General features: G+C 72.3%; 9 protein-coding genes. 5 read left to right on the forward strand and 4 right to left on the reverse strand.

Annotation, left to right across the window (positions count from 1 at the left end; genetic code table 11):
- Positions 1 to 388 precede the first annotated feature (388 nt).
- Positions 389 to 949 carry a MarR family transcriptional regulator gene (locus ABZW18_RS11915; protein ID WP_356185652.1) on the reverse strand — a complete coding sequence of 187 codons (561 nt, stop codon included), beginning with the start codon at positions 947 to 949 and terminating at the stop codon, positions 389 to 391.
- Positions 950 to 1,075: 126 nt separating this feature from the next.
- Between ABZW18_RS11915 and ABZW18_RS11920 the strand changes: the two genes are divergently transcribed.
- Positions 1,076 to 2,389 (forward strand): MFS transporter, encoded by a 1,314-nt coding sequence (locus tag ABZW18_RS11920; protein WP_356185655.1) that lies wholly within the window; start codon positions 1,076 to 1,078, stop codon positions 2,387 to 2,389.
- Positions 2,390 to 2,471: 82 nt separating this feature from the next.
- Here the strand turns inward: ABZW18_RS11920 and ABZW18_RS11925 are convergent, their stop codons facing one another.
- Both ABZW18_RS11925 and ABZW18_RS11930 read right to left on the reverse strand, forming a co-directional pair.
- The gene (locus ABZW18_RS11925) at positions 2,472 to 4,352 is read right to left on the reverse strand and encodes a SpoIIE family protein phosphatase (protein WP_356185657.1); all 1,881 of its coding nucleotides are present in this window, start codon (positions 4,350 to 4,352) and stop codon (positions 2,472 to 2,474) included.
- Positions 4,353 to 4,534: 182 nt separating this feature from the next.
- Positions 4,535 to 5,878 (reverse strand): NAD(P)/FAD-dependent oxidoreductase, encoded by a 1,344-nt coding sequence (locus ABZW18_RS11930; RefSeq protein ID WP_356185660.1) that lies wholly within the window; start codon positions 5,876 to 5,878, stop codon positions 4,535 to 4,537.
- A gap of 431 nt (positions 5,879 to 6,309) precedes the next feature.
- Here ABZW18_RS11930 and ABZW18_RS11935 point away from each other — a divergent pair, with 431 nt between their 5' ends.
- The gene (locus tag ABZW18_RS11935) at positions 6,310 to 7,122 is read left to right on the forward strand and encodes a helix-turn-helix domain-containing protein (RefSeq protein ID WP_356185663.1); all 813 of its coding nucleotides are present in this window, start codon (positions 6,310 to 6,312) and stop codon (positions 7,120 to 7,122) included.
- A gap of 511 nt (positions 7,123 to 7,633) precedes the next feature.
- Here the strand turns inward: ABZW18_RS11935 and ABZW18_RS11940 are convergent.
- Positions 7,634 to 9,748, reverse strand: a complete 2,115-nt coding sequence (locus ABZW18_RS11940) for an asparagine synthase-related protein (protein ID WP_356185666.1) — start codon at positions 9,746 to 9,748, stop codon at positions 7,634 to 7,636.
- A 763-nt stretch (positions 9,749 to 10,511) separates the two neighbouring features.
- Here ABZW18_RS11940 and ABZW18_RS11945 point away from each other — a divergent pair.
- From ABZW18_RS11945 to trmB, 3 genes are all read left to right on the forward strand, one after another.
- Positions 10,512 to 11,939 (forward strand): MFS transporter, encoded by a 1,428-nt coding sequence (locus ABZW18_RS11945; protein ID WP_356185669.1) that lies wholly within the window; start codon positions 10,512 to 10,514, stop codon positions 11,937 to 11,939.
- 227 nt (positions 11,940 to 12,166) lie between these two features.
- On the forward strand, positions 12,167 to 13,558 hold the full coding sequence (gene lhgO, locus ABZW18_RS11950; RefSeq protein WP_356185672.1) for an L-2-hydroxyglutarate oxidase: 1,392 nt from the start codon (positions 12,167 to 12,169) through the stop codon (positions 13,556 to 13,558).
- A 704-nt stretch (positions 13,559 to 14,262) separates the two neighbouring features.
- Positions 14,263 to 15,000, forward strand: coding sequence for a tRNA (guanosine(46)-N7)-methyltransferase TrmB (trmB, locus tag ABZW18_RS11955; protein ID WP_356185827.1), 738 nt, complete (start codon positions 14,263 to 14,265; stop codon positions 14,998 to 15,000).
- The last annotated feature ends 20 nt before the right edge of the window (positions 15,001 to 15,020 follow it).

Raw genomic sequence — 15,020 nt, forward strand, 5'->3', positions numbered from 1 at the left:
GGCGTTGACTTTTGGCACGCTGTTGAGTTCTCAAGGAACGGACGCTTCCTTCGGCCCCGTCTCCGGGCCCTCCGGGCGCTTCCCTTCGGTGTTTCCAACCCTACCAGACCTTTTCTTCACACCGTTTCCGGTCCGAATCAATTCCGGTCCCCGTTGGAGGGGGTTTTGCTTTCGCCTTCCGGCGCGTCCACCACATTAACGGATTTCCCCGCCGGCTCATAATCGAGCCGACCGAATCGAATTCCGGCATGCCGAAATCGTTCCCGATGGGAGGTCCTGCAAGAGGTGGTGTGCCGCCGGTGCGGCTCAAGTGGCCGCCGCAGAACCGTTAAGGCCCCGTGGCAACTCGGAGAACATTACGTACCCGGCCCACCCGTGTCAACTTGCGTCAGTCGAGGTCGGACAGCCGTCCCTCGGCGTCCGGTTGGGCGTCCTCCACCCGTCGCAGCAACCGCGTGAGCATCTCGCCGAGGCTGCCCCGCTCCTCGTCCGAGAGGTCCTGGAGGAGCTCCTCTTCGAGCACCGAAGCCATACGCATCGCCTCTAGCCACTTCTCGCGGCCTTCGTCTGTCAGCTCCACGATGACCCGCACCCGGTTGGACTCGTCGCGCTCCCGGGTGACGAGACCTTCGCTCGCCATCCGGTCGACGCGGTGGGTCATCGCGGCCGGGGTGAGGCCGAGGCGCTTGGCAAGATCCCCGGGGCCCAGCCGGTATGGCGCGCCGGCCAGGACGAGCGCCTTGAGGACTTCCCACTCGGCGTTGCTGATCCCGAGCGTGGCGGTCTGGCGGCCGTACGCGACGTTCATCCGGCGGTTGAGGCGTTGGAGCGCCGAGACGACCTGCTCGACCTGGGGGTCGAGGTCTTGGAATTCGCGCTGGTAGACCGCGATCTGCTCGTCGAGGCTCGGCTCGACGCGCGGCCCGGCCCGGGCGGGGGTGTCAGCCATGTCCGGAGTATGCCATGCAACTCATTGGCGTTGAACTCCTTCGCCATGTACTCTTTAGCTTCTAACTTTAGGGTTGAAGTCTTCAGATTTCGACTCTCCACCCTCTCTCGACCTAGGTAGGTGAGTGTGACCACCGCGATGGGCGCAGCGCTGCGCCGGATCCAGCTGGGCAACGCGCTGAGCGCGTTCGGCAATGGCTTCACTGTCCCGTTCCTGTTCATCTATGTGGCGCAGGTCCGGGATCTCGGCGCGAGTACCGCGGGTGTGGTGCTGGCGACGTTCGCCGTGGCCGCGCTGACCGTTCTGCCCTTCACCGGCCGGGTCATCGACCGGCGGGGTCCGCTGCCCGTCGTCGTCGCGGGCGCCCTGTCCGGGGCGGTCGGATCGATGGGGCTGGGGCTGGCCGACAGCGAACTGCTCGTCATCGCCGCCTCCGGCATGCTGGGTGCCGGCATCGCGGTGATCCATCCCGCGCTGGCCACGATGATCGTGTGGTGCTCGACGACGGCCACGCGGTCGCGCGCCTTCGCCATGCAGTTCTTTCTGAACAACCTCGGGCTGGGGGTCGGTGGCCTGCTCGGCGGTCTGATCGTCGACACCTCGCGGGAATCGAGCTTTGTGACGCTGTTCTCGATCGAGGCCGCGATGTTCGTGGTGCTGGGCACAGCCGTGGCGACCGTACGGCTGCCGAGGGTGCCCAAGGTCGAGGACCAGGTGCCGACGGGCGACCCTGCCACGGGCGCCTGGCGGACGCTGCTCGGTGACCGGGCGATGGTGCAGCTGTGCGTGCTCGGCTTCGTGATGTTCTTCGCCTGCTACGGGCAGTTCGAGTCGGGACTCTCCGCCTTCGCCGTCGAGGTCACGCGGATCTCGCCCACGATGCTGGGCGTGGCGCTGGCCGCCAACACGGCGGTCATCGTGCTGGCGCAGTTCGTGGTGCTGAAGCTGGTGGAGCGGCGGCGGCGCAGCCGGGTCGTTGCGCTGGTCGGCGTGATCTGGACGGTGGCGTGGGTCGCGGCCGGGGTGTCCGGGCTGGTGCACGGCACCCCGGCGATCGCGACCGGGGCGATCATCTCGACCTATGCGCTGTTCGGTCTGGGCGAGGCGATGCTGTCACCGACGGTGGCGCCGCTGGTGGCGGATCTGGCGCCGTCCTCGCGCATCGGGCAGTACAACTCCGCTTTCGCTCTGGTGAAGCAGCTGGCGCTGGCGGTCGGTCCTGCGGTGGGCGGGCTGATGGCCGGGGCGGGGATGTACACCTCGTACATCGCGATGCTCATCGGGTGCTCGCTGGGCATCACCGTGCTGGCGCTGCGGCTGGGACGGCGGTTGTCGCTCGTTCAGGACAGCCCGCACCGGGTTGCCGTCGAGGCCCGGGCCCAGGTGCCCGCGCAGCGGACGGAGTCCGGGGTTGCCGAGTCGGTGGCTGCCGCCGTCTGACGTTCCACCGCCCGCGGCCTGGGGGTGCGGGGGCTGGCGCGAAGGGCTTCCTGGGGCCGCGTCCGGGCTCCGTCGGGCTGCGCTATCCCACCGGGAGGGCGAATTCGCACCAGACCGCTTTGCCACCGCCCGGGGTGCGGCGTGAGCCCCAGGCGGAGGCGATGGTGGCGACGATCGAGATGCCGCGGCCGGCCTCGTCCACCGGATCGGCGCTGCGTCGGCGCGGCAGATGGTCGTCGCCGTCCGTGACCTCGATGATCAGGCGGCGGTCGGTACGGCGCAGCCTCAGGCGCATCGGCGGGATGCCGTGCTGGAGGGAGTTCGCGACCAGTTCGCTGGCGGCCAGCACGCCTAGGTCTCGCAGCTCGGTAGGGAAGCGCCAGCTGGCGAGGACTCCGGAGGCGAAGGCACGCGCGCGTGGTGCGGCCTCGACACCGCCCAGGAGTTCGAGCGCGGCGTTGTGGAAGAGCTCCGCGTCGTGGCCCGTACGCGTGGGGTGCTGGAGGACGAGCACGGCGACATCGTCGTCATGGGCCGCTGTGACGCCGAGGGCGCGGATGAGCCGGTCGCACATGACCTGCGGCGAGCCGGTCGCGCCCGCGAGCGCGCGTTCGAGGGCGGCGATGCCTTCGTCGATGTCCTTGTCGCGCCGCTCGACGAGGCCGTCCGTGTAGAGAACGGCGGTGGAGCCGGGGCCTAGCGGGAGGGAGCCGGTGGTGTGCAGCCAGCCCCCGGTGCCCAGCGGCGGGCCGGTGGGTTCGCCGGCCCGGTGGACCGTGCCGTCCGGGTCGCGGACGACGATCGGGAGGTGCCCCGCGGAGGCGTAGACGAGGCGGCCCTCGTTGGGGTCGTGGACGGCGTAGACGCAGGTGGCGATCTGGCTGGCGTCGATCTCGGAGGCGAGTCCGTCGAGCAGTTGGAGGACCTCGTGCGGGGGCAGGTCGAGTCGGGCATAGGCTCGTACGGCAGTGCGGAGCTGGCCCATCACGGCGGCGGCCCGTACACCACGGCCCATCACATCGCCGATGACCAGCGCGGTCCGTCCGGCGCCGAGGGTGATGACGTCGTACCAGTCACCGCCGACCGCGGCGTCCGTACCGCCCGGCTGATACGTGGCGGCGACGCGCAGATCGTCGGGCTGCTCCAGTTCCTGCGGGAGGAGGCTGCGCTGGAGGGTGACCGCGGCCTCGCGCTGCCGCCGCTCGCTGGTCCGCAGCCGCTCGGCGGCCTCGACCTGGTCGGTGACGTCGACGGCGAAGACCAGAACTCCACGGTGGGACGCGGCTTCCGAGGCGAGGTCGATCGGGCTGCAGGTGAAGGTGAAGTACCCGTGGCGGGCGGGTCCGCCCGTTCCCGCCGGTGCCGCCGTTGCGTCTGCGCGGGCGACACGGCGGGACTTGACCGTGCGGGGCTTGCCACTGCGCAGGACCTGATCCATCAGCGGGAGCAGGCCGAGGCCGGCGAGTTCGGGGAGCGCTTCGCGTGCGGGGGCGCCGGGGGCACGCGGGCCGAAGACAGTGGCGTACGCGTCGTTGACGTACGCGATGCGGTGCTCGGGGCCGTGCACGACCGCGACCAGGCCTGGCACCTGGCCGAGGACATCGTGGACGGACAGGCCGTGCACAGTGGGGCCGTCAGTGGTGCCGTCCGTGGGCTCGTGGGTGGGCTCGTGGGTGCGCTCGTGGGTGCGCTCGTGCGTGGGCCCGTCAACGGGGCCGGTGCCGGTGTCGCGGTCCGGGTGTCCGGCGGCCGGGCCGGGTGACGGTACGGGGGTCGTCCCGGGATCGGCGGGCGCAGCCGGGGGCGGAGCAGCGGACTCCGATTGCTCACCGCGCGCGGCGGGCACCGGGCTTCCGCTGCCCGCGGCCGCCGACGGCTGTGAGGGGCGCGGGCCGCGGGCGGTCCGCGCGGCGGCGCGCCGCTGTGTTCCGGGGAGCCGGGCGCTCCAGCGCGTGAAGTTCACTGAGTTTTGCCTCGTGATGTCGCTTCGGGTCAGCCGGGCCGGCCGGGTGCAGCTGTTCGGTTGGGAGCAGCACTCTTCGTAGGTGGGAGCCCACCCATGGTCACACGTCCAGTGTGACCGAGTGGACTGACATACGTCAGACGCGGGTGACCGCCCGGGAGTTCCTGGCTCCGTTCAGGGGGTCACGTCGTTTCGTTGTGGCGGCCGGTGCCGGCGGCGAGTTCGAACTCCGCGCGCGGGTTTTCCAGTGAGCCGAGAGAAACGATTTCGCGCTTGAACAGCCCGGAGAGGGTCCACTCGGCGAGCACCCTGGCCTTGCGGTTGAAGGTCGGCACCCGGCTGAGGTGGTAAGCGCGGTGCATCAGCCAGGCCGGGTAGCCCTTCAGCTTCCTGCCGTAGACGTGCGCCACGCCCTTGTGGAGGCCGAGCGAGGCGACGGAGCCGACGTAGGAGTGCTCGTAGTCCTTCACGGGCTCGCCCCGCAGGGACGCGAGGATGTTCTCGGCGAGCACCTTGGACTGGCGGACCGCGTGCTGGGCGTTGGGGGCGCACTCCTTGCCCGGTGTGTCCGCCGTGATGTCCGGTACGGCGGCGGCGTCGCCGGCCGCCCAGGCGTGCTCGACTCCGTCGATCCGGAGGGCGGCGGTGCACTTGAGGCGGCCGCGCTCGTTCAGCGGCAGGTCGCTCGCGGCGAGGATGGGATGCGGCTTGACGCCGGCGGTCCAGACCAGGGTGCGGGTGGGGAAGCGGGAGCCGTCGTTCAGCACCGCCACCCGGTCCTCGCAGCTGTCGAGCCGGGTCTCCAGGCGTACGTCGATGCCGCGGCGGCGCAGCTCACTGACGGCGTACTTGCCCATGTCCTCGCCGACTTCGGGGAGGATCCTGCCGGTCGCCTCGACGAGGATCCATTTCATGTCCTCGTCGGAGACGTTGTGGTAATAGCGGGAGGCGTATCGGGCCATGTCCTCCAGCTCTGCGAGCGCCTCCACGCCCGCGTAGCCGCCGCCGACGAAAACGAAGGTGAGGGCCGCGTCGCGGATGCCGGGGTCGCGGGTGGAGGAGGCGATGTCGAGCTGTTCCAGGACGTGGTTGCGCAGGCCGATGGCCTCTTCGACCGTTTTGAACCCGATGCCGTACTCGGCGAGGCCGGGGACCGGGAGAGTGCGGGACACGGAGCCGGGGGCGAGGACCAGCTCGTCGTAGTGCAATTCGATCGCGCCGGCGCCCTCTTCCTCGGTGGCGAGGGTGGTGACGGTCGCGGTGCGTTTGGCGTGGTCGATGGATCTGGCCTCGCCGATGACGACCTGGCAGTCGGGCAGGACACGGCGCAGCGGGACGACCACGTGGCGGGGGGAGATCGAGCCGGCGGCCGCCTCCGGGAGGAACGGCTGGTACGTCATGTACGGCTCGGGATCGACAACGATGACCTGGGCCTCACCGCGCCTCAGCTTCCGCTGGAGGCGGAGCGCGGTGTACATCCCGACATAGCCACCGCCGACAACGAGAATGCGCGCCGGTTCCTTCACGAAGGTCTCCTCGCAACGTTGCTCAGCCCCTGGGTCCTACGCCGGGGGAGTGCCCCCGCGGCGGAGCCGCTGACCTTTGCTGTGTACCCCGGAAAGCACAGCACTCCCCCATGACGCACTGGCCGCCGACGTTTGTCCACAGCCTCGACGAAATGTGTGACCGGCGGAGGCTTACGGTGCGGCGCTCCAGGATTTTCCGGGGCGGAGTGCAGCGGCGCAGGTCAGCGTGTGGGGCGGGGGCGACGGGCGGGTACGGAATCCGGGCGGATCGGGCTCGTACCCGGATCGGTGGGCGACCCGTGCGGAACTACCCTCTTCTATCTTGACCTGGGCTCAACTATGTTCGTACCTCGTCGGGGTGCTACGACCGCTCCCCGGCAGTCAGGGCGGGGAGTCTCCGGGGGGAGACGAAACATTACCGGGGGAACGGTATGCACATTCATGGCTCTTCTCATTGGCCGACTGCTGTCGCTTCCGACGGCATTGGACGCACTGTCACGGCGGATGCCGCCGCGGTGGGCGGGGGCACGACAGTGAGCGGTGGGCCGGGCGGCCGCTCGGCGCCGCTACGGGTGGACGCACAGCGCAATCTGGAGCACGTACTGCGTGCGGCCCGTGAGGTCTTCGGGGAGCTGGGGTACGGCGCCCCGATGGAGGATGTGGCGCGGCGGGCGCGGGTGGGCGTTGGCACGGTCTATCGGCGGTTCCCGAGCAAGGACGTGCTGGTCCGGCGAATAGCCGAGGAGGAGACGGCCCGGCTGACCGAGCAGGCGCGTGCCGCTCTGGGTCAGGAGGACGAACCGTGGTCGGCGCTGTCCCGCTTCCTGCGGACGTCCGTGGCGTCGGGTGCGGGGCGGTTGCTGCCACCGCAGGTGCTGCGGGTGGGCGTCGACGCCGAGACGGAGGCCGCTGTCGCGGCGGTCGAGGCTGCTCCGCAGGAGCGGGTGCCGCATCAGCGGCAGGGCCAGCCGGGGCTGAGGCTGGTCGAACAACGGCCTTCGCAGCCGGTGGCCGACGAACCGGGCCAGGACGCCGGGGCAGGGGCACTGCTGGAAATTGTCGGACAGCTCGTGGACCGGGCTCGGGCGGCGGGCGCGCTGCGCGCCGATGTGACGGTCGCGGATGTGCTGCTGGTGATAGCGACGGCCGCGCCGTCGCTGCCGGACGCGGCACAGCAGCAGGCTGCTTCGGCCCGGCTGCTGGACATCCTGCTGGAGGGGCTGCGCTCACGTCCTGTGGCGTGATCCGGGAAGCTGAGAACGGGAGCTACCGGGCCACCGGTAGCGGGGGAAGGTAAGCCGGGGACGGTAAGCCGGGGAACGGTAAGGCCGGGGAACGCCGACAGGGCCGTTTGCCGCGGCCCGCATCCAGCGGTTCTGTACGGCTGCCCCCTCCGGACGGTAGCCGCTGGTGGGCGAGGGAATCTCGTCAGTGCCGGGGTGCCGGGGTGCCGGGGTTCCGGGCTGCCCGGTGCGGTCGGGCTGCCTGTCGGCCGTCTTGTGCCCGGAGTGCGGCGGGTGCACGGAGTACGGCAGGTGCCGGATGCGCCGGGCTCATCCTGCGGCGTGCTCCGAGCAGGTGTTCTCAACGAGCAGGGGGGCGGTACTCCGAACGCGGTACCGCAGCGCGCTCTCGGCATGGAACAGCCTCCGGGCGGGTGCCCGTTGGGCGGCGGCTGCCCCATCCTCACGGCGAGCGGGCGGGGTTGGCGGAGCGGGCTTCGGGGGGAGGCAGAGCGAGGTCCGGGAGAAGGTGTCAGAGCGACGGGCGCGGGACCACGCCGGCCGCGACCGCGCGCCGTCGAGGCGCAGCCGAGCCCGTCCAGCAAGTGCCCCGGCGCGACAGCAGGCGTCGTAGCCACAGTTCCGTCGAGACCAGTTCCGCCAAGCCGTCCAGCGGCAGGGGCTCACCCTGCGCCGCGCCGCGCAGTGCCTTACGGACGACGCGGGCCTCGATCAGACCCGCATCGGCCAGCAGAGGCGCGTCGAAGAGCGCGACCAGATCGTCGACAGCGGCTCGTAGTCCGGTGCGTACCGCGGCCGTGCTGGAGGCGTGCGAGGGGGCGCCCCAGCCGGGCGGGAGCTCGCGGACACCGGCGCCCGCGAGCACAGCGCGCAGCACGGAGGCCCGCGCCCCCGGTTGTACGCGGAGCGCCTCGGGGAGCGCACGGCACGCCCGTACGACCTGGTTGTCGAGAAAGGGCGCGTGGAGCCGCTGGCTCCTTACCTCCGCGGCCTGTTCGAACACGCGCTGGTCGGCCGCATGCCGGGCGAGAGCGGCCCGCGCCCGGCGTTCGCCGGGCCGCTCCACCGGGCCCGGCCGGTCCGCGGCCTCGTGCAGACGAACGGATACTTCCGCGAGTGCCTCCCCCGTGAGCCAGCGCGCCGCCGGTCCCGGGCGGCACCAGGCCAGGGCCGCCAGCGAGGCGTCCACGGCGCCGATGGCGGCCTGACTGCCGCCCACCGCGGCAAGCCCCTCCGTGCCGTCCTCGAAACGGCGCTCCAGCAGCTGAGAGGCGACCTCCCGTACGCCTTCCCGGTACGGCGTACGGGCCAGTCTGCGTGCTGCCCGGTAGACGGTGAACGGTACGAACAGCGAGTACGCCGACGGCCCGTCGGCCTTCGCCAGAGCGGCCACAGGGCGCAGCAGCCGTCGCCGCTGCCGGTCCATCAACAGGTCTGCCAGCCGCGCCGGATGGGCGTCGAGCACCTGTCTCGCCCCGTGGCCGACCAAATGGTCCGCGCTGCCCGCCGAAAGCCGCCGCCGGTGCCGCTCGGCGACCACCAGCGAGGGCCCCGGCTCATCCGTCAGCGGTCCGATGTCCAGGTCGGCGTACGGCAGCGCCTCTTCCCCCGCGGCAACAACGACGTGGTGCAGCCGCGGATTGGCGGCGATGCTGCGGGCGCGCTCCAATTCGGCCTCCCGCAGGTGACCGCCACCCGCCGCAAGGTCGTTGAAGGTGACGGCGAGCAGCCGCTCACCCGCCGCCGTACCGTGGCCGAGTGGCGTTCCCGGCGCTCCCGGCAGCCCGGCGGCGAGCAGCGCGAGCGTCCCGGACGCAACGCCGCCGGACAGATCGGCCCCGATGCCCGGCGCGGGCCCGCCGCGGGCCGCCCGCCGCTCGGCCGGCCCCATCCCGGGGACGGGCCCGGGGTCGGGCTCGGGCATGTCGGGGGCGTGCCGAGGCGCGGCGAGCCGGGCGCGCACGGCATCGACGAGCGCGTCCCGTACGCCGTCCACGGCCTTGGCGGCCTCGAGTTGGGGCGCGGCGACGGCGAGCGAAGCGGTCGGTTCGTACCCGGTGATCTCGCGCGCGCCGTCGCGCAGGATCAGCGCATGGCCCGGCGCCACGCGTCGCACGCCCGCGTAGGGTGTGCGGTCGCCCAGGGCCTCGGGCGTCTCGGGGCAGGCGAGCAGCGCTGCGAGGTGGCTGACGTCGAGCTGCGCCTCGATGAGATCGGCGAGCGGCAGGGCTGCGGTGGCGTACGCGGTGCCCCGCGCCCAGGGGGTGTAGAAGACGGGCCGTGCGCCGGCCAGATCGCCCGCGATGGTGATACGGCGGCCGACCTGGGCAACGGCGGTGTAGCTGCCGGGCCAGGCCGTGAGGTGGCGCAAGGCGCCGCCGCGGGCGGTGAACAGGCCGGCGCGCAGCTGCTCGTCACTCGCGCCGCAGCAGCCGAGGACGGCGAGACGGGTGAACGGGGCGGCCTGGACGACGCGCACCTCATCGGGACGCCAGTCGCCGACGGCCCACAGCGGATCGGGGTCTCCCCACAGCAGTTGGGCTCCGACCGGGTGGACCGTGCCCCCGTCGCCCGCCCCCTGTACCGGCATCGCGGCGGCACTGCTCCATCCCACCAACCACCGCATCGCCGCCTCCACAGGCTGTGGACAACCAACAAGTAGCAGTCATCATGCACAGTAAGCCGACGGTTCCCGTATCGAACCCGCCGAGTGCAACAGGCGGTTCGCCAGGGGGTGGTGCTGTCCGTCAGGGACCATGCTGCCACGACAAGGGCGCACTGGACCGGATCGGGCGAGCGCATACGCAAACGGCGAGCGCCCTGGCGCCGACCGGGCGGAGAGCCGGTACGGACCCGGTGCGGACCCGGCGCGGACCCGGCGCAGTCCCGGGAGCGCACCTGCGGAAGGCCGGAGAACGCCCTTCCTGAACCCCGCTCTCAAGACGGGAGGGCCGCCCAAACTCCCGCTCGACAGGCGCCATTCAGCCAAACTGCCGCGGGGGTGCGAGCACGGGCGTTTCGCCGCAGACCGGTGCAGTCCGGAAGTCGGAACGGCGCGGTCCGGGAGGCGGCAACCACCCCCCGGACCGTTCCACCACCCGCGGGGAATTGAGGTGGCGGTATCCCCCAGCCCACTGAATCCATTGCAGCGGGCCGACCCACGCACTGCCCATGGAAGCGCTCCCCCGGATGGCCAGGACAGAGCGCACGGCCGGGCGCACGGCCACACGCGCCAGGAGCACGCATCTCCTGTGCGCACTCCGGTACGGACAACAATCTCGCCATCCGGAACACCGCCCCTTAACGGTAGGGATGCGGCGAACTACGCTGGGTTTACGAATGCCCCGTGCCTATGCCGGGGCGGCCGTCGGTGTGTCGAGGGGTGGCGCATGTCCAGGGAGCAACGCGGGCCGAACGAGAAGCTCGGCACCGTTCTCGCCCTCGCGGGGATCAGCAATGCGGGGCTGGCGCGGAGAGTCAACGACCTCGGCGCGCAGCGCGGATTGACCCTGCGCTACGACAAGACCTCGGTCGCCCGGTGGGTGTCCAAGGGAATGGTGCCGCAGGGAGCCGCGCCCCATCTCATCGCCGCGGCGATCGGCAGCAAGCTGGGCCGGCCCGTGCCGCTGCACGAGATCGGTCTGGCGGACGCCGATCCGGCGCCCGAGGTCGGTCTGGCGTTCCCGCGCGACGTGGGCGCCGCCGTCCGGTCGGCGACCGAGCTCTACCGGCTGGACCTGGCGGGCCGCCGGGCGGGCGGCGGCATCTGGCAGAGCCTGGCCGGTTCGTTCTCGGTCAGCGCCTACGCGACGCCGGCCTCCCGCTGGCTGATCACTCCGGCCGACAGCGAGGCCGCGCGCGACGCCAAGGAGGCCGAGGCGAGCGGCGCGGACGGAACGGTCCGGGTGGGCCACAGCGATGTGACGAAGCTGCGCGAGGCGGCCGAGGACGCGCGCCGCTGGGACTCCAAGTACGGCGGTGGGGACTGGCGTTCGTCGATGGTGCCGGAGTGCCTGCGGGTTGACGCCGCGCCACTGCTGCTCGGCTCGTACAGCGACGAGGTCGGCCGCTCGCTCTTCGGCGCGACCGCCGAACTCACCCGGCTCGCGGGGTGGATGGCGTTCGACACGGGCCAGCAGGAGGCCGCGCAGCGCTACTACATCCAGGCCCTGCGCCTTGCCCGCGCCGCGGCCGATGTCCCGCTCGGCGGCTACGTCCTCGCCTCCATGAGCCTTCAGGCCACGTACCGGGGCTTCGCCGACGAGGGAGTCGATCTCGCGCAGGCGGCTCTGGAGCGCAACCGGGGGCTCGCGACGGCCCGCACCATGAGCTTCTTCCGGCTCGTCGAGGCCCGCGCCCACGCCAAGGCCGAGGACTCGCACGCGGCCGGCGCGGCCCTGAAGGCGGCCGAGGGCTGGCTCGAGCGGTCCCGGGACGGCGACGCGGACCCCTCCTGGCTCGGCTTCTACTCGGAGGACCGGTTCGCCGCCGACGCCGCCGAGTGTTACCGCGATCTGAAGGCGCCGCGCCAGGTGCGGCGTTTCACGGAGCAGGCGCTGTCCCGGCCGACGGAGGAGTTCGTCCGCTCGCACGGTCTGCGCCTCGTCGTCTCCGCCGTGGCCGAACTGGAGTCCGGGAATCTCGACGCGGCGTGCGCGCAGGGCACGCGCGCGGTGGAGGTCGCCGGGCGCATATCGTCCGCGCGGACCACGGAGTACGTGCGCGATCTGCTGCACCGGCTGGAGCCGTACGGGGACGAGCCGCGGGTCGTCGAGCTGCGGGAGCGGGCGCGCCCGCTGCTGGTCGCCCCGGCGTGAAGCGGCTGCCCCTGCGCCCCGCCCTCCGCCCCCGCCTTGCGCCCCGCCTTCGCTCCCGCCTTTCCGGCGGACTCCCGGTGGAGAAGGCGGGCGCCGGGCGGTTTCGGGCGCTTGTCGGTGGGCCAAGGCATCATCGTGAGTGCGGGCTCCCGTGCGGGGCGTAGCCGGCCGTGTCGGGCCGGATGGGGCTGAGCGGAACGGAGCGGACGGAGCAAGGAGGTGGAGCGGTGGCGTACGACAGCGATGTGCTGGTGGTCGGGGGCGGGATCGTCGGCCTGTCGGCTGCGTATGCGATCACCCGCGCCGCGCCCGGTACCCGCGTCACGGTCCTGGAGAAGGAGTCCGGCCCAGCGCGGCACCAGACAGGTCGCAACAGCGGTGTGATCCACAGCGGGATCTACTACCGGCCGGGCTCTTTGAAGGCCCGGTTCGCGGTGCAGGGCGCCGCGGAGATGGTGAAGTTCTGTGCGGAGCACGGCATTGGGCACGAGGTGACCGGCAAGCTGATCGTCGCGACCGACCGGGCCGAACTGCCCCGGCTGCACGCACTGGTCCAGCGGGGCCGGGAGAACGGTATTCCGGTGCGCGAACTCGGCCCGGCCCAGATAGCGGAGCGGGAGCCGCATGTGCGGGGGCTGGCCGCCATCCATGTGGGCACCACGGGCGTGTGCGACTTCGGGGCGGTGGCGGCGCAACTGGCCCGGCTCGCGCAGGACGGCGGCACCCGGATCCGGTACGGCGCGCAGGTGCGGGTGATCGCGCGGCGTACAGGGGGGCGTATGGAGGGGCGCACGGAAGGCCGCATCGAGGAACGTAGCGAAGGACGCACCGAGGGACATACCGAAGGGGATGCGGACCGGCCTGTGGAAGGGCGGCAGGGGCGTACCGGAGGGCAGCCGCACGAGCCGTACGGGGTCGCGGTCCGCACGGCGGACGGCGAGGTGCTGCGGGCACGGGTGCTGGTGAACTGCGCCGGGCTGCACTGCGACCGGGTGGCGCGGCTGGCGGGCGACGACCCCGGCATGCGGATCGTGCCGTTCAGGGGTGAGTACTACGAACTGGCGCCGGGTCGCGAGGATCTGGTGCGCGGGCTGGTGTATCCGGTGCCCGACCCGGCGTTCCCGTTCCTGGGCGTCCATCTGACCCGCGGCATCGAGGGCTCGGTGCACATCGGGCCCAACGCGGTTCCGGCGCTGGCCCGTGAGGGATACGGCTGGCGGACCGTACGGCCCGCGGAGCTGGCGGAGACGCTGGCCTACCCGGGAGCGTGGCGGATAGCCCGCCGGCACTGGCGGTACGGCAGGGGTGAGCTGCACCGTTCCTTGTCCAAGCGCGCGTTCACGGATGCCGTGCGCAGGCTCCTTCCGGAGGTGGGCGAAGCGGACCTCGTGCCTGCGCCGGCGGGGGTACGCGCGCAGGCGGTGCTACGGGACGGGACGCTTGTCGACGATTTCCTCTTCGCCGAGTCCCCGGGCATGGTCCACGTCCTGAACGCGCCCTCGCCCGCGGCGACCGCATCGCTGCCGATCGGCCGCGAGGTGGCGCGGCGGGCGCTGGCCGCGCTGGGGGCTCAGGGCGCAGCGGGTGCAGCGGGTGCTCAGGGCGCGGCCTGGAGGTAGCCGGGCAGGGTCCCGGGCCAGCCGGGTACCTCCGGCCCGGCGGTGGCCAGGCCGCGGGCCCGGATAGCCGGGCACGTCCCGGGGTAGCCAGGCACCACAGGCCCGGAGTCAGCCGGGCAGGGCCCGGAGGGAGCCCGGCACCACAGGCCCGGAGTCAGCCGGGCAGGGCCCGGAGGGAGCCGGGCAGGGCCCGGAGGGAGCCGGGCAGGGCCTGGGAGTAGCCGGGCATGGCCTGGAGGCGGGCACGGGTTTGCCGGGGGAGCCGGCACGGTCCCGAGGTAGCCGGCACAACCCGCCCGGAGGGAGCCGGGCAGGTCCCGGAGGCAGTCGGGGCAGGGCCCGGGGGGAGCCGGCACCGGCGGCCCGGAGGCAGCCGGGGCACAGCCCAGAGGCAGCCGGGGCACAGCCCAGAGATAGCCCAGGCACAGCCCAGAGATAGCCGGGGCACCCGCCGGAGGTATCCGGGCGCACCCCCGCCGGAGGTATCCGGGCGCGGCCCGAGACAGCCGGCACGGGCCGTACGGACTCCGAGGGCACGAGACGCTCCGGGCCGGGGCGACCGTAGAATCGGAGGCACTGTGTATGAATCGACTTCACTCCCCGCCCCCACACCCGCCGACGGCGGAGAGCACGAGCGCCCGGTCGCCGATCGCCCGCAGGCCGACCGGCCCACCGCAGACCGCCCCGCCGCCGAGCGCAAGAGTCTGCAGTTCCCCGGCGGCCCCGCCGTGGACCCCGCCGGGTCGCATCACGAGCGTCGGATTCGGAGCTTCCGGCCGCGGCGGGGACGGGTGACCGCCGGGCAGGGGGAGGCGCTGCGGAGGCTGTGGCACCAGTGGGGGCTGGACATCGACGGGCAGCGCGTCCTGGATCTCGGCGAGCTCTTCGGAGACCCGGAGATGCCCGTCGTCCTGGAGATCGGCTTCGGAATGGGCGAGGCCACCGCCCACATGGCCGCCGCCGATCCCGGCACCGGGATCCTCGCCGCGGACGTGCACACCCCCGGCCAGGGCAACTTGCTCGGTCTCGCGGAGCGGAACGGCCTGTCCAACATACGGGTGGCGAACGGCGACGCGATCATCCTCCTCCGGGAGATGATCGCGCCCGAGGCGCTCGCCGGGCTCCGCGTCTTCTTCCCCGACCCCTGGCCCAAGAAGCGCCACCACAAGCGCCGGCTGATCCAGCGGGAGTTCATCGAACTGGCCGTGACCCGGCTGAAGCCCGGCGCGCTGGTGCACTGCGCCACCGACTGGGAGCCGTACGCCGAGCAGATGCTCGAGGTGCTCTCCGCCGAGAGCGCGCTGGAGAACACCCAGCCCGACGGCGGGTACGCACCGCGCCCCGCGTTCGACGGTCCGGCCGGCCGGCCGCTGACCAAATTCGAGGGTGCCGGCCTGGACAAGGGGCACTCCGTGCACGATCTGCTGTTCGTGCGCCGCTGAACGACGGCCCGCCGAGCGAT

Origin of the sequence: Streptomyces sp. NPDC004647 (assembly GCF_040609575.1) — a bacterium.
In the GTDB taxonomy this organism is placed as follows: Bacteria; Actinomycetota; Actinomycetes; order Streptomycetales; family Streptomycetaceae; genus Streptomyces.

Excerpts from the sequence above, each read along its gene's own strand:
- ABZW18_RS11915 (WP_356185652.1), bottom strand. The coding sequence starts at position 949 with ATGGCTGACACCCCCGCCCGGGCCGGGCCGCGCGTCGAGCCGAGCCTC.
- ABZW18_RS11935 (WP_356185663.1), top strand. The coding sequence starts at position 6,310 with ATGCACATTCATGGCTCTTCTCATTGGCCGACTGCTGTCGCTTCCGAC.
- ABZW18_RS11940 (WP_356185666.1), bottom strand. The coding sequence starts at position 9,748 with ATGCGGTGGTTGGTGGGATGGAGCAGTGCCGCCGCGATGCCGGTACAG.
- ABZW18_RS11945 (WP_356185669.1), top strand. The coding sequence starts at position 10,512 with ATGTCCAGGGAGCAACGCGGGCCGAACGAGAAGCTCGGCACCGTTCTC.